The sequence below is a fragment of the Stenotrophomonas sp. KH_029 genome (genome assembly GCF_057839765.1).
On the sequence record NZ_CM174498.1, the window covers coordinates 2,736,326 to 2,751,613 of the forward strand.

The 15,288-nt window shown below is 68.3% G+C and carries 10 protein-coding genes and 2 tRNA genes; 9 read left to right on the forward strand and 3 right to left on the reverse strand.

The features are described 5' to 3' along the window. Window positions 1-70 precede the first annotated feature (70 nt). Both cydC and cydD read right to left on the reverse strand, forming a co-directional pair. Window positions 71-1,762: a thiol reductant ABC exporter subunit CydC gene (gene cydC / locus AC3ITM_RS12405; RefSeq protein WP_489265364.1), complete on the reverse strand. Its 1,692-nt coding sequence runs from the start codon at window positions 1,760-1,762 to the stop codon at window positions 71-73. Further along, on the reverse strand, window positions 1,759-3,489 hold the full coding sequence (gene cydD, locus AC3ITM_RS12410; RefSeq protein WP_489265365.1) for a thiol reductant ABC exporter subunit CydD: 1,731 nt from the start codon (window positions 3,487-3,489) through the stop codon (window positions 1,759-1,761). The genes cydC and cydD overlap by 4 nt, the downstream gene beginning before the upstream one ends. A 229-nt stretch (window positions 3,490-3,718) precedes the next feature. On the opposite strand from cydD, the gene AC3ITM_RS12415 reads away from it, so the two are divergent. The 5 genes from AC3ITM_RS12415 (at window position 3,719) to AC3ITM_RS12435 (ending at window position 6,992) form a co-directional block, all read left to right on the forward strand. After that, window positions 3,719-5,302 carry a cytochrome ubiquinol oxidase subunit I gene (locus tag AC3ITM_RS12415; protein WP_489265367.1) on the forward strand — a complete coding sequence of 528 codons (1,584 nt, stop codon included), beginning with the start codon at window positions 3,719-3,721 and terminating at the stop codon, window positions 5,300-5,302. 15 nt (window positions 5,303-5,317) lie between these two features. Further along, window positions 5,318-6,472: a cytochrome d ubiquinol oxidase subunit II gene (cydB, locus tag AC3ITM_RS12420; protein WP_489265369.1), complete on the forward strand. Its 1,155-nt coding sequence runs from the start codon at window positions 5,318-5,320 to the stop codon at window positions 6,470-6,472. A gap of 59 nt (window positions 6,473-6,531) precedes the next feature. Beyond that, window positions 6,532-6,645: a cytochrome bd-I oxidase subunit CydX gene (gene cydX, locus AC3ITM_RS12425; protein WP_228886797.1), complete on the forward strand. Its 114-nt coding sequence runs from the start codon at window positions 6,532-6,534 to the stop codon at window positions 6,643-6,645. Window positions 6,646-6,701: 56 nt separating this feature from the next. After that, window positions 6,702-6,778: transfer RNA gene (locus tag AC3ITM_RS12430), tRNA-Pro, on the forward strand. Between the two features lie 137 nt (window positions 6,779-6,915). Beyond that, window positions 6,916-6,992 (forward strand) — tRNA-Pro (locus AC3ITM_RS12435). 65 nt (window positions 6,993-7,057) lie between these two features. Here the strand turns inward: AC3ITM_RS12435 and AC3ITM_RS12440 are convergent. Continuing rightward, the gene (locus tag AC3ITM_RS12440; protein WP_489265371.1) at window positions 7,058-8,581 is read right to left on the reverse strand and encodes an MFS transporter; all 1,524 of its coding nucleotides are present in this window, start codon (window positions 8,579-8,581) and stop codon (window positions 7,058-7,060) included. Window positions 8,582-8,751: 170 nt separating this feature from the next. Between AC3ITM_RS12440 and AC3ITM_RS12445 the strand changes: the two genes are divergently transcribed. The 4 genes from AC3ITM_RS12445 (at window position 8,752) to pgaB (ending at window position 15,283) form a co-directional block, all read left to right on the forward strand. Beyond that, window positions 8,752-9,603, forward strand: coding sequence for a LysR substrate-binding domain-containing protein (locus AC3ITM_RS12445; RefSeq protein WP_489265372.1), 852 nt, complete (start codon window positions 8,752-8,754; stop codon window positions 9,601-9,603). Window positions 9,604-9,795: 192 nt separating this feature from the next. Beyond that, window positions 9,796-11,007 (forward strand): CynX/NimT family MFS transporter, encoded by a 1,212-nt coding sequence (locus AC3ITM_RS12450; RefSeq protein WP_489265374.1) that lies wholly within the window; start codon window positions 9,796-9,798, stop codon window positions 11,005-11,007. Window positions 11,008-11,340: 333 nt separating this feature from the next. Next, window positions 11,341-13,377, forward strand: a complete 2,037-nt coding sequence (gene pgaA, locus AC3ITM_RS12455) for a poly-beta-1,6 N-acetyl-D-glucosamine export porin PgaA (RefSeq protein ID WP_489265375.1) — start codon at window positions 11,341-11,343, stop codon at window positions 13,375-13,377. Window positions 13,378-13,387: 10 nt separating this feature from the next. Further along, window positions 13,388-15,283 carry a poly-beta-1,6-N-acetyl-D-glucosamine N-deacetylase PgaB gene (gene pgaB / locus AC3ITM_RS12460; RefSeq protein WP_489265377.1) on the forward strand — a complete coding sequence of 632 codons (1,896 nt, stop codon included), beginning with the start codon at window positions 13,388-13,390 and terminating at the stop codon, window positions 15,281-15,283. Window positions 15,284-15,288: the final 5 nt, after the last annotated feature.

The window sequence follows — 15,288 nt, forward strand, 5'->3', positions numbered from 1 at the left end:
CATCTGAGAGGAGATGCCTATGCGACCCGCAACTGGATCACGTTATTCTGAGCTAGTTGAACGAGTTTGCCTAAACATTAATCAGCCGTCCACAACTCAATCGAGTGGCCCGGTGCACGATCCCCTCCGGCAACTGGTCGTGCGTAATGATCACCAGACTCCGCCCGCCCAGCGCGGCCACCATGTCATGCAGCAACGCATGCGCGGTATCCACATCCAACCCCTCGGTGGGCTCGTCCAGCAGCAGGATCGGCGCGTCGCGCAGCAGCGCGCGCGCCAATGCCAGCCGCCGCGCCTGGCCGGCCGACATGGTGGCGCCGTTTTCGCCCACCCAGGCCTGCAGGCCGCCCAGTTGCTCGGCCCAGCCCTGCAGCCGCACGTCGGCCAATACCTGCCATAGGCGGGCATCGCTGGCGTCGGGATCGCCCAGGCGCAGGTTGTCGGCGATGCTGCCGGCAAATACCGGGGCGTTCTGCGGCAGCCAGGCGATCTGGCGGTGCCAGTGGTCCTGGGCGAAGTCGGCGATGTCGATGCCGCCGTAGCGGATCCGGCCGGCGTCGGGGTCCCACAGCCGCAGCAGCAGCGCCGACAGCGTGGTCTTGCCGCTGCCGCTGTCGCCGCCGATGGCGATGCGTTCGCCCGGCTGCAGTTGCAGCTGCACGTCCTGCAGCAGCGCGCGCGCCTGGCCCGGCCAGCGGAAGGCGACGTTGTCGAAACTCAGCGTGGCGGCCCGCGCCGGCAGCGCAATCGGGTCGGTCGGCTCGGCCACGCCGGGGGCCTGGTCGACGATGGTTTCCAGCCGCACCGCCGCCACCCGGCCGGACAGCCACGACTGCCAGGCCAGGCCGATGCCGGCCCACAGTTCCAGCAGGGCCACGGTGAGGAACACCAGCGCTGCGGCCAGCGCGGCGTCGATGGCGCCCTGCTGGAAACCGTGCAGGGCCAGCCACAGCATGGCCACCAGGCCGGCGGCGGCGCACAGGCCGTGCAGCGCGTTGCCGCGGATCAGCCGCCAGCGGCGGCGGCGGTCGCGCGATTTGAGCTGCTTGGCCGCTACCAGCACGCGCTGGTTCCAGTGCTCGCCGGCCTGCAGCGCGGCCAGATCGGCGGTACCTTCCAGCCCTTCGAAAGACTGCGTGCGCAGCTGCGCCCGATGCAGGGCGCGGTCGCGTTCCTGTTCGCCGGCGCCGCGCACGGTCAGCCAGGGCACGCCGACGCCGATCAGCAGCGCCAGCACCGCCAGCAGGGCGGCGGCGGGCGGGTAGATGATGCCGGCCGAGACCACGGCCACCAGCGAGATGCCGGCCAAGGCCAGCAACGGGCCGATCGCGCGCACCAGCAGGCCGTCCACTTCGCCGATGTCCGACATCAGCCGCGCCAGCAGTTCGCCGGTGCGGATGCCGGCCAGCCGCGCCGGGGCCAGCGGCAGCGCACGGCGGAAGAACCACACGCGCAGGTCGCGGGCGATGCGCAGGGTGACGTCGTGGCCCACCAGTTTTTCGAAATAGCGCGAGACGATGCGCGCCATGGTCAGGCCGCGGATGCCGGCCGAGGGCGAGAAGAAATTGAAGCCGCTGCCCAGCCCGGCCGCGCCGGCCAGCGCGGCGGCGGTGAGGAAGCCGCCGGACAGGCCCAGCAGCGCGGTGCCGGCCAGCATGGTGGTCCACAGCAGCAGCACGGTCAGCAGCAGGCGAGCGCGGTGGCGGGTGAACACGTCCTTGAGGGTGTCGATGCCACGCCGGTGGGTGGGTTGCGTGTTCATGCCGGCAGCTCCGAGGTGTGGCGGGCGCCGCTGGCGGTGAGGGTCAGGCGGGTATCGGCCCAGCGCATCGCCGCTTCGCTGTGGGTGGCGATCACTACGCTGCGCCCGCGCGCGAAGGCGGCCAGGGTGCGCAGCAGGTCGGCTTCGGTGTCGGCATCGAGGAAGGCGGTGGGTTCGTCGAGCAGCAGCAACTGCGGGTCGCGCAGCAGCAGCCGGGCCAGGCCGATGCGGCGTGCTTCGCCGCCGGACAGGCCAAAACCGCGCTCGCCGATCACCGTGTCCAGGCCGCGCGGCAGCGCGGCGGCAAAGCGCATCACCTGCGCCGCTTCGGCCACCGCGTGCAGGTGCGCGTCGGTGGCGCCGGGGGCGGCCAGGCGCAGGTTGTCGGCGATGCTGCCGTGGAACAGGTAGGGGCGCTGGCCGGCATAGCCGATTTCCAGGCCCGGGCGCAGCACGATGCTGCCCGAGCGTGGCGGCAGCCAGCCGGCCAGGGCTTCGAGCAGGGTGCTCTTGCCGCTGCCGCTGGGCCCGACCAGGGCCACGCGCTGGCCGGCTTCGATCTGGAACGACAGCTGCTGCACCACATCGTGCGGTGCGCCCAGCGGGCGCAGGCTGAGCTCGCGCACCTGCACCGGCGGGGCATGCTGTTCCAGCAGTTCGGGCGCGCGCGGCAGCGCGGCCGGCACCTCGCTGGCCGCGCCGGCCGCCGGCAGCTCGTCCAGCAGGCGTTCCACTTCGGCCGCGGCGGCCAGCGCGTTGGCGCGGTCGTGGTAGTGCGCGGCCAGCCGCCGCAGCGGTGCGTAGAGTTCCGGCGCCAGCAGCAGGCAGAACATGCCCACGCCCAGCGTGGGCACCTGTGCGTGCAGCGACATCAGCCCCAGGTAGCTCAGGCCCAGGTACAGCGCCACCATGGCTACGCTGACCGAGGCGAAGAACTCCAGCACGGTGGAGGACAGGAAGGCGATGCGCAGCACTTTCAGGGTGCGCTCGCGCACGCCTTCGGCGGCGGCCTCCACCCCAGCCAGTTCGGCCTGGCCGCGTCCGTACAGGCGCAGCAGGCCCAGGCCCTTGATGCGGTCGGCGAAATGCCCGCTCATCCGCGCCAGTTCGCCCAGCTGCGCGCGCCCGGCCGCTTCGGCGCCCCAGCCGACCAGCATCATGAAGAATGGCACCAGCGGCGCGGTGAACACCAGGATCAGCGCCACCACCCAATCGGTCCAGGCCACCGCCAGCACGATCAGCAGCGGCACCACCACCACCTCGATGCGCACCGGCTGGTAGCCGGCGTAGTAGTTTTCGATCGCATCGGCATGAGCCAGCATCAGCTCGCCCAGCTCGCCGGTGCGTTGCTGGCGCAGCCACAGCGGCCCGCGTCCGAGCAGCCGCCGGTAGACCCGCTCGCGCAGCGCCAGCCGCGCTGCATCGGCCACGTCGCCGGCGGCAGCCTGGGTGGCGCTGCCCAGCAGGGTGCGCGCCACCAGTACCGCCAGCAGGCCCAGCAGCACCGGGGTGGCCTGGCCCAGCGGGCGGTGCTGCACCAGCACTGCCTGGATCAGCCAGGCGATCGCCGCGGCCTGGCCGATCAGCAGCGCCCCGGACAGGCAGATGCTCACTGCCGCCCAGCGCTGGCGGCCGCGCGCGGCCTGCCCCAGCCCGCCCAGCCACTGCAGGCGCTGGCGGCGCAAGGTGGCCGTTTCAACGGCGGTGGCGTCAGGGGGTATGCTCAAAACAGGTCACTGGCGGCCACGGGGAGGTTCCGGTCGATTGTAGGGGCTCCCGGGGCGGGGCCGCTGCGGCACTCGGTCGCAGGCCCGGCCCGGTTGCATACGATTCCTTCGCGGGATCGTTTGTACATTGATCTGGATCAAGGCCTTTTGAAGTTGTCGGTCACAGAATTGCGCTGTAGACCCCCTTCCCGCCACCTGTAACGGCAAAACCCAACGAGGTAGCCAGGCCATGATCGATCAGACAGTCGTAGAACTGTCACGGCTGCAATTCGCCCTGACCGCGATGTACCACTTCCTTTTCGTCCCGCTCACCCTGGGCCTGTCGTTCATGGTGGCCATCATGGAGAGCGTGTACGTCATGACCCGCAAGCCGGTCTGGCGGCAGATGACCCTGTTCTGGGGCACGCTGTTCGGCATCAACTTCGCCATCGGCGTGGCCACCGGCATCGTGATGGAATTCCAGTTCGGCATGAACTGGTCCTACTACAGCCACTACGTCGGCGATATCTTCGGCGCACCGCTGGCCATCGAAGGGCTGATGGCGTTCTTCCTGGAAGCCAGCTTCATCGGCCTGTTCTTCTTCGGCTGGAAGCGCCTGAGCCCGGTCAAGCACCTCACCGTGACCTGGCTGATGGCGCTGGGCACCAATCTGTCGGCGGTGTGGATCCTGATCGCCAACGGCTGGATGCAGAACCCCACCGGCGCGGTGTTCAACCCCGAAACGATGCGCATGGAAGTGGTGGACTTCGCCGCGGTGCTGTTCAACCCGGTGGCCCAGGCCAAGTTCGTGCACACCGTCAGTGCCGGCTATGTGACCGGCGCGGTGTTTGTGATGTCCATCAGCGCGCTGTACCTGCTGCGCAACAAGCACAAGGACATGGCCCGGCGCTCGTTCGCGGTGGCGGCCGCGTTCGGCCTGCTGTCCTCGCTGTCGGTGGTGGTGCTGGGTGACGAGAGCGGTTACGCCGCCAGCGAACACCAGAAGATGAAGCTGGCCGCGATCGAAGCGATGTGGGAAACCGAGCGTGCCCCGGCCGATTTCACCGCCTTCGGCATCCCCAACCAGGCCACCCACACCAACGACTACGCGATCAAGATCCCCTACCTGATGGGCCTGATCGCCACCCGTTCGCTGGACCAGCCGATCCCGGGCATCCTGGAACTGGTGGGGCGCGCGGAGAACCGCATCCGCGGCGGCCAGATCGCCTACGGTGCGCTGGAGCGCGTGCGCAAGGACAAGAACGATGTGCAGGCGCGCGAGATGTTCGACCGCCACTGGCAGGACCTGGGCCACGGCCTGCTGCTCAAGCGCTACCGCGAGGACATCCTCAACGCCACCCCGGAAGAAATCTCCAAGGCGGCCATGGATACCGTGCCACGCGTGGCACCGCTGTTCTGGACCTTCCGCATCATGGCCGGGCTGGGCTTCTACCTGATCGCCTTCTTCGCGCTGGCCTTCTACTTCTCCTGCCGGCACAACTTCCAGGACAAGCGCTGGTTCCTCAAGCTGGCGGTGTGGTCGCTGCCGGCACCGTGGATTGCGATCGAATGCGGCTGGTTCGTGGCCGAGTACGGCCGCCAGCCGTGGGCGGTGGATGGCGTGCTGCCCACCTTCTACGCTGCATCGGGCCTGGCCCTGCACGAAATCCTGACCACCCTGGCGGTGTTCACCGGGCTGTACACGGTGTTGCTGGTGATCGAGGTCAAGCTGATGCTGAAGGCGATCCGCAAGGGCCCCGACGACATCCTGCCCTCGCTGCAGGCCGATATGCGCCCCGCCCCCCACACTGCCGCCGCCCCCGGCCAAGCCTGAGGCAGGAGAATCCAGATGGAATTCATTGCACTTGATTACACCACGCTCCGCGTGATCTGGTGGCTGCTGCTCGGCATCCTGCTGGTCGGCTGGGCCGTCATGGACGGTTTCGACCTGGGCGTGGGCACCTTGCTGCCGTTCGTGGCCCGCACCGACGACGAGCGCCGGCTGGTGATCAACACCGTCGGCCCGGTCTGGGAAGGCAACCAGGTTTGGCTGGTGCTGGGCGGCGGCGCGATCTTCGCCGCCTGGCCGCCGCTGTATGCGGTGAGCTTCTCCGGCTTCTACCTGGCGGTGTTTGTGATGCTGTTCGGGCTGATCCTGCGCCCGGTCGGCTTCAAGTACCGCAGCAAGATGCCCAGCAAGCGCTGGCGCGATACCTGGGATTGGGTGCTGTTCGTCGGCGGCCTGCTGCCGGGCCTGATCGCCGGCGTGGCGGTGGGCAACGTACTGGTGGGCGTGCCGTTCCACTTCGATGACAGCATGCGCATCTTCTACACCGGTTCGTTCTTCGCCCTGCTCAACCCGTTCGCGCTGGTGGCCGGCCTGGTCAGCGTGGCCATGCTGGTGTCCCACGGTGCGGCCATGCTGGTGCTCAAGACCGACGGCCCGGTGGCCGAGCGTTCGGCCCGCTACGGCAGCATCGCCGCGCTGGCCAGCGTGGTGCTGTTCGCCGCTGCCGGCGCCTGGGTGGCCTTCGGCCTGCCCGGCTACCAGATCACCTCGCAGGTGGTGACCGACGGCCCGACCAATCCGCTGCTGAAGACCGCCCAGATCGGCGCGGCGGCCGGTGGCTGGCTGCGCAACTACAGCAGCATGCCGGCCACGCTGGTGTTCCCGCTGGTGGGCCTGCTCGGTGCGCTGGCCAGCGCCTTCCTGCTGCGTGCCCGTCGCGGCGGCCTGGCCTTCCTCGCCTCGGGCGCGTCCATCGCCGGCATCATCCTCACCGTCGGCTTTGCGATCTTCCCGTTCCTGCTGCCCTCCTCCAGCCAACCCGTTTCCAGCCTCACCGTCTGGGACAGCTCGTCCAGCCACCTGACGCTGTGGATCATGCTGCTGGCCACGGCGATCTTCCTGCCGATCATCATCGGCTACACCACTTGGGTGTACCGGGTGATGAAGGGCAAGACCACCGCCGAGGAAATGGGCGACAACCCCAACGCGTACTGATTGCCCGGGTGCCGACCAATGGCCGGCACCGCCCCCGTCATCAAGTTAGGAGATTGACCATGTGGTATTTCGCCTGGATCCTCGGCGCAGGGCTGGCCTCGGTCGTGGCCATCCTCAACGGCATGTGGTTCGAAGCCCGCGAGAGCAACCGCGCCGACGACGAACTGCGCTGAAACCGTAAAAAAAGGTTGCCGATACGGTCTTCACGCCGTATTCTTGGCGGCTCCTTCGGGGTGTAGCTCAGTCTGGTAGAGCGCTACGTTCGGGACGTAGAGGTCGCAGGTTCGAATCCTGTCTCCCCGACCACTTCGGTGGTCGCATTGAAGCCTGGAACCTTCTCCAGGCTTTTTTGTTGCAGGGGCCGTGGCAGCACGGCACCGAAGGTGAATGCAACATCCCCCTTGCCGCCGGAAGCGGGGATGGCTACAATAGGCGGCTCCTTACGGGGTGTAGCTCAGTCTGGTAGAGCGCTACGTTCGGGACGTAGAGGTCGCAGGTTCGAATCCTGTCTCCCCGACCATTTGATGGTCACATTGAAGCCTGGAAGACGAACGTCCTCCGGGCTTTTTTGTGTCCGCGCGGCGGCTATGACCGGACCGCGATGCCCTGCGTGGACGGGCGGCGCCCGAATGCCAGCAGGCTGAGCGCGGCCCATACCCACACGGCGATGCCGCCGTACAGAAGCACCCATCCGAACCCCTGCGCCAGCGCGGCCCGGGCCACCACTGCCGGAACCGCCCCCATGCCATCGGCCGCGGCACTGCCTGCTGTCAGGCGTTCGGCCAGCGCATGCAACGGCGCGTGCGCCGGTACCTGCGGCAGGGAGGCCCGCAACGCCGCCAGCGTGCCCTGGACAAACAGGTAGCCCATCAGCGCGATGTTGAGGGAAAGGCTGATCATGCGCGCACTGATGTCGATGCCGGACGCCATGCCCGCCCGGTCGCCGGGCACCGCCGCCGTGGTGGTGTTGGTGACCGGCGTGTTGGTCAGGCCCAGGCCGATGCCGGCCAGCAGGCTACCCGGCAGCATGGTCAACCCACTGGCGTGCGGCGCGCTGCTCCCCCATTCCATCATCATGAAACCCAGGCCGATGGTGAACAGGCCCAGGGGAATGATGCGATCGGCGCCATGGCGCATCGCAAGGCGTTCGCCCACGGGCGGGAACAGCAGGGTCGGCAACGTATAGGCCAGCAACGACAGGCCACTGCCCAGTGCGTCGTAGCCCAGCGCGTTCTGGAAATACAGCGGCAGGAAGATCATGCATGGCCAGAAACTGAAATTCATGCCGGCCGATCCGGACAGCGCGCCGGAAAAGCGACGGATGCGGAATACCGAAAAGTCGAACATCGGATCTTCATGACGGCGTTCGGCCCAGATGAAAACAGCGATGGCAAGGCCGCCAACCAGCAGGCTGGCCAGCGCCGGCACACTGGCAAACCCGAGCGCAGGTCCCTGCGTGATGTACCAGGCGATGCCCAACACCGCCAGCGACAGCGACGCGATGCCCAGCAGGTCCAGCCGGCGATGCTGCCGGTCACGCGACTCGTCCACGCCCGCCACCACCAGCACCAGGGCGAGCACGGCCAGTGGGCCATGCACCAGGAATACCCATTGCCAGCTGGACAGCGCGACGATCGCAGCACCGATGATGGGCCCGAAACCAAGGCCAAGCCCGAAGACGATGCCCCAGGTGCCAAATGCCCTGCCCCTGGCCATGCCTGCCGGGAAACGGTGCGAGAGCACCGCCACTTGGCAGATCAACATGGCCCCACCGGACATGCCCTGCAGGGAGCGGGCGCCGATCAGGGTGTAGGCGCTGCCTGCCCAGCCGCACGCCATCGAACTGATACCGAACAACGCCAGGCTGCCGACCAGCAGCCGCTTGCGGCCATAGCGATCAGCCAGCGTTCCCGTTGCCATCAACACGGTGGTGCAGGCGATGGTGTAGGCATTCATGATCCACTGCAGGTCATTGAAGTCGCTGTGCAGTACGGTTTCCAGCGTGGGAAGGATGACCGGCACGCTGGATATCTCCAGGCCGAACATCAGGGAAGCAAGGCATACACCGGCCAGGGTGAAATGGTTTTTCTGCGAAGTGGAGAGTGGCATCTAGGCCTTCCGGGGAGGGGTGGGAATGTCTGGCCACGCCCCGGCCGCCCGGCCCGAAGGCAGGCAGAAAGGGGCGGGATCAAACCGGTGCGCCATTCTGGAAGCCCACTGGAAATGATGGAAATGATTAAATTTTGTGGGATTGATCAATTTCCATCATCATTGATGCCATGGACTACGACCCCGCCCTGCTCCGCGCGCTTGTCGCGGTGACCGACACCGGCGGTTTTACCCGCGCGGCCGAACGGCTGCACCTGAGCCAATCGGCGATCAGCCACCAGATTCGCCGGCTTGAGGCACAAGCCGGCATTGCGCTGCTGGTGCGCACTACCCGCCGGTTATCGCTGACCGAGGACGGCGAGGACTTCCTGCGCCACGCGCTCGCAGTCCTGGCCGCGCACGACGCGCTGGCCCATCGCTTCCACCGCTCATCGCTGTCGGGGGCCGTGCGCTTCGGCGTGCCCGAGAACTTCATGGGCGAGCGCCTGCCGTCGCTGCTGTCGCGTTTCTCGCGGCTGTTTCCGGCCGTTCGCCTGGAGGTGACCGTGGGCACCTACCTTGATCTGCGCGCGTTGGTAGCGGCAGACGCGCTGGACCTGGCGGTGGTCATGTCGTTGCCCGGCAGCGGCGATGGCGGCACCCTGCTGCGGCCCACGCAGTTCGTATGGGCGGCGGCACAGGCCGTCGACTTCGATGCGGGCCAGCCATTGCCTCTTGCCTTCTCGCCAACGCCCTGCATGCACCGGCAGGTGGGGGTGGAGGCGCTGGATACCGCCGGGGTGGACTGGCGCATCGTGTTCACCTCGCCCAGCCAGCAGGGACTGCGCGCCGCCGTACTGGCCGGCCTGGCCATCACCGCATTGCCGCAAGGCGACCTGGAGCCGGGCATGGTCGTCGTGGACGGCCAGTACGGACTGCCCGCGTTGCCGGCAGCGCAGTTCCGGCTGATCCGGCGTGCGCTGGGCAGCAGCGCGGCGGCCGATGCATTCGGCCAGCTGCTGGCCGACATGTCGGCCACCTGACAGGGCCGAACGCACCGCGCGGCCGGTTCATCGCCGGCAAGGTGCCGCAGGTACAATGGCGCCACAGGACGCGCGCGACTCCATTCCCATCCTGCTCCGCTGATACCCTGCAGAATCCGGCCGCTGGCCGGGTTCTGCGTTTACGCACCTCCGCCCCCACGGTGTTGCGCCACCTGCACGAGATCCACCTCCATGACCCACCCAGATCCCCACGCCTCGTCCCTGCTGCGCGGACGCGTGCTCGCCTTTGCCGCCATCCTGCTGGCCGCACTGAACCTGCGCACCGCCGTCACCTCGGTCACCCCGCTGCTGGACCTGCTGGGCCAGACCTTCGGCTTTGGCACCACCATGACCGGCGTGCTGGGCATGCTGCCCACCGCCGCGTTCGCCCTGTTCGGCGTCACCACCCCGCTGCTGGCCCGCCGCATCGGCCTGGAACGCACCGCCCTGCTGGCCATGGTCCTGGCCGCCGTCGGCCTGCTGCTGCGCTCGATGGCCGGCGGCGTCGGCAGCCTGCTGTTCGGCTCGGTGGTCGCCCTGGCCGGCATGGGCATCGGCAACGTGGTCGTCCCGCCGCTGGTCAAACGCTACTTCGCCAACCGCGTCGGCACCGTCAGCACCCTGTACATCACCGTCCTGCAGATCGGCACCATGCTGCCGGCCCTGCTCGCCGTACCGCTGGCCCAGAGCGCCGGCTGGCGCGTCTCGCTGGGCATCTGGGCGATCCTGGCCCTGGCCGCCGCCCTGCCCTGGATGATGCTGGCCCGCCGCCGCCCGCACCCGGACCCGCTGGATACCGCCGCCGACCCCGCGGCCCAGCCGCACGGCAAGGTCTGGCGCACCCCGCTGGGCTGGGGCATGACCCTGATGTTCGGCATGACCTCGCTGATGACCTACTCGATGTTCACCTGGCTGCCGCGCATCGTCGTCGAAGCCGGTGCCACCCCGGCCTTCGGCGGCATCATGGTCGCCATCTTCGCCGCCTGCGGCCTGCTGCCCTCGCTGACCATGCCGGCCCTGGCGGTGCGCCTGCGCAACCCGTTCCCGCTGGTGCTGATCGGTTTTTCCGCGTTCCTGATCGCCTTTGCCGGCCTGCTGTTCGCCCCGATGAAAGCGCCCTGGCTGTGGGCGGTGCTGCTCGGTGTGGGGCCGTCGACCTTCCCGCTGGCGCTGACCCTGATCAACCTGCGCACCCGCACCCCCGCCGGTTCTGCGGCCCTGTCCGGCTTCATGCAGGGCGTCGGCTACGCCTTCAGCTGCCTGGGCCCGTTCCTGTTCGGCTGGCTGCACGAACTCAGCGGCGGCTGGTACCTGCCGTTCGGCTTCCTGGTGGTCTGCGCGGTGGTCCTGCTCAGCGCCTCCTGGGTGGCCTGCAAACCGCAGAAGCTCGAAGACCAGTGGTGAACGGCACATCTACACGCGCCCTGCGCATCTGCTGACGTAGCGTGTCACTAACTGACCTGCCGGCAACGGCAGGCAGCCCACTGCGGCCGCCGGCCGCGGATGCTCCACTGAACGGCTTCAGGGCGGATGACGTTTCCGGAATTCGCCGTGGCGGCGGCCGGAGAACCTTTGCAATCAAGGCATTGCGCGCTGTTGTGCGCGCAGGTCGATAGACCGCTTTGCTGAACTCACGCCTTAACGATTTGTATACACCATAAAAGTCAGGCAGGATTGGCATGTGATGTGCGTCACAGTTTCGCAGATCACATCACTGAAAGGATGCTCGGGGGTTCCATGCACAACCATCGGCCGCTGGCGCTTTGCGTCAGCCTGGCATGCGCCACACTCTGTCTGACCAGCACCAGCGCCCATGCGGCGCCCACGCCGGCAGACCCCCTGGTCGAAATCGGCCAGTATCGCGACCACGCCCAGTGGCTCGACGCGCTGGCCGCGATCGAACGGGCGCAGCTGCGCGCGCCACAGGACGAGCTGCTGTACAAGCTGCAGGTGCTGACCCTGGCCGACATCGGCAACGCCTACCGGGCCTGGCAGCTCTACCAGGCCCGCCCGCAACTGTTCGACGCCGGGCAGCAGCAACGCCTGGAAACCAACTACCTGGCCAAGCTGGCCGGCTGGAGCCTGGCTTACGGCACCAGCGAAGACACCCGCCTGGATGAAGCCGACGACGCCCTGGCGCGCATGCAGCAGTACCTGGACCGCGACGGCAGCAGCGCGCAGGACGCCCCGCTGCGGATCCGCCACGACCGCCTGATCCTGCTCAACCGCCTCGGCCGCCACGCCCAGGTGCGCGACGAATACCGCACGCTGCTGGCCCAGGGCCATCCGGTGCCGAACTACCTGATGGCCGCCATCGGCGACTCGCTGATGGCCACCGAGCACCCGCGCGAGGCCATTCCGGTGCTCGCCGCGGCGCTCCAGGCCGACCCCGACGCGCCGGACGTGCGCTCGGAACTGGCCTACGCCTACCTGGAAAGCGAACAGCCCGAGGCGGCCATCGCCCTGCTCAAGAAGTGGCAGGCCGACCAACCGGCATGGCGCTGGAGCAACGGGGCCAAGACCCCGCACGCCAACTGGCCGCGTTACGAGGCCGACCTCAACCTGGCCATGGTGCGCGCCTACAGCGGCGACCTGCCCACCGCCCAGCGCGAGCTGGAAACGATGATCGAGATCGCCCCGGGCAACACCGGCACCCAATCCTCGCTGGGCAACATCTACATGATGCGCGGCTGGCCGCGGCAGGCGCTGGAACGCTACAGCATGGCCAACACCCTGGACCCGCGCGACGTGCCGGCGCGGCTGGGCCAGGTGGATGCCTACGTGGAACTGCAGCGCGACGACCTGGCCCGCCCGCTGCACGATACCCTGATGCAGCGCTACCCCGGCCAGCCCGCGGTGCAGCGCATGGAGCGCAGCTGGCGCGCCCACCGCGGCTGGCAACTGCATGCCTATGCCGAAGGCGGGCGCAGTGCCGGCGGTGACGGTGCCTCGCCGCTGGGCAAGAACGACGGCCGCTACGGCGTGGAAGTGCAGTCGCCGGTGATCGACGACCGCTGGCGCGTGGTCGCCTTCGCCGACCGCCGCAGCGTCGATTTCCAGGACCGGACCATCCAACCGTTGCGGCTGGGCCTGGGCACGCGCTACCGCTTCGGCCGCGCCGACGCCGAGGCCTTCGTCGACCGCGCCAACGATCATGTCGGCGACACCGGCCTGAGCGCCGGCGTCGGCTGGCAGTTCAACGACCAGTGGCATGCCGGCATCACCGCCGCGCGCAACGCCGCCGATGCCTCGATGCAGGCCCGCGTGGCCGGCATCAGTGCCGACAGCGTGGCCGTGGCGGTGGATTACAAGCGCAACGAACGCACCCACTGGAGCATCGGCGCCAGCCAGTTCCGCTACGACGACGGCAACCGCCGCGACACGGTCAACACCGCGATCGAACAGCGCCTGCTGACCCGCCCGACCTTGCTGCTGGATGGTCTGGGCAGCGCGTACGCCAGCCGTGGCAGCCGCAACGACGCCCCCTACTTCAACCCCTCCGAAGACCATTCGGTGGAACTGGGGCTGCGCGTGGACCAGCAGCTGTGGCGTCACTACGAACGCCACTTCCGCCACCGCCTCACCGTGTCGGTGGGCCAGTACTGGCAGCAGGGCTATGGCAGCGCGATCGTGCCCTCGGCCGAATACCGCCATGAATGGCAGTTCGGCGTCGGGCGCATCTTCGAGTACGGCGTGAGCTGGTCGCGGCCGGTGTACGACGGACAACGTGAACGACATATCGGGCTGGACGTCGGCCTGCGCTGGGGACAATGAGATGCATCACATGGATTTGAAACGATGGACCCTGTGCGTGCTGCTGGCGTTGCTGGCGGTCGTGGCCCCGGCCGGGGCGCAGCCGCGGGCGGCGCTGCTGGACGCGGCCGACAACGGCCTGCTGGTGCTCAGCTACCACGACGTCCGCGACGATGTGGCCACCACCGGCGATGCGGACGCCTACGCGGTGAGCACGCAGAACTTCGCCGCGCACCTGGACTGGCTGTCGGCCCATGGTTACCACCCGGTGTCGCTGTCCCAGCTGATCGCCGCCTCCCAGGGCGGCGCGCCGCTGCCGCCCAAGCCGGTGCTGCTGACCTTCGATGACGGCCTGCGCAGCGTCTACAGCAAGGTGTTCCCGCTGCTGCGCGCGTACAACTACCCGGCGCTGGTGGCGGTGATCACCGACTACGTGGACATGCCGGCCGGCCGGCAGATCGACTACGGCTACCGTCCGTTCACCCGCGATGATTTCCTCAGCTGGGAGCAGCTGCGCGAAATGCAGAAGAGCGGGCTGATCGAACTGGCCAGCCATACCGACAACCTGCACCACGGCGTGCAGTCCAACCCGCAGGGCAATTCCACCCCGGCGGTGATCACCCGCATCTACGACCCGGTGGCCAAACGCTATGAAAGCGCGGCCGACTACCAAACCCGGCTGCGCACCGACCTGAGCCGCAGCGTGGAGCGCATCCAGCGCAACGTCGGGGTGTCGCCCAAGGCGATCGTGTGGCCGTATGCGGCCTACAACGCCTTGAGCAACGACATCGCCGAGCAGCTCGGCATGCCAGTGTCCTTCGACCTGGAAGGCCGCAGCACCCCGGTCACGCGCGACCTGCACGGCCTGGCGCGGCTGCTGGTGACCGACAACCCCACCGTGATCGAACTGGCCTACGAGCTGCGCCGCGATGTCGAGCGCGACGGCATGCGCGCCCTGCAGATCGACCTGGACGCGGTCTACGACGCCGACCCGGTGCAGCAGGGCAAGAACCTGGACGCGCTGATCGAGCGGGTCAAGAAGATCGGCCCCACCCACGTGTTCCTGCAGGCCTTCGCCGACCCGGACGGCAATGGCTCGGCCGATGCGCTGTACTTCCCCAACCGCCACCTGCCGATGCGCGCGGACCTGTTCAACCGCGTGGCCTGGCAGCTCAAGACCCGCGCCGAGGTCAAAGTGTTCGCCTGGCTGCCGGTGCTGGGCTATGAACTCAAGGACCCGCAGATCCGCAAGGCGCTGGCCATCGCCAGCCCCGAACGCGACGGCATCTTCCGGCTGGACTTCACCCGCCCGCAGGTGCGCCGGATCATCGCCGACATCTACGAAGACCTGGCGATCAACTCCTACTTCGAAGGCCTGCTGTTCCACGACGATGCCTACCTGCGCGACACCGAACTGACCCAGCTGCCGGCCGAAGGCGAGGACGGCGCGCGTACCCAGGCGCTGATCGACTTCACCCTGGAGCTGCGTGCCTCGGCCCAGCGCTGGCGGCCCAAGCTGGCCACCGTGCGCAACCTGTACGCCCAGCCGGTGCTGCAGCCGCAGAGCGCCAGCTGGTTCGCCCAGCGCCTGGACCTGTTCAACAAGGCCTACGACCACACCGCACTGATGGCCATGCCGTGGATGGAAGGCAGCCGCAATCCCGAACGCTGGCTGGACCGGTTGGTGGTGGCGGTGCGCCAGCACGACCCGCAGCTGGCGCAGACCCTGTTCGAACTGCAGACGGTGGACTGGCACACCCGCAAGCCGATCCCCGGTGCGCGCCTGCGCGCGCAGATCCGCCGCCTGCAGGCGCAGGGCGTGCGCCATTTCGCCTGGTACCCGGACGACTTCATCGCCGGCCATCCTTCCACTTCCGACGCGCGCGCGGCGATGTCCTCGCGCAGCTTCCCGTACGAGGAAAAGTGAGGCCG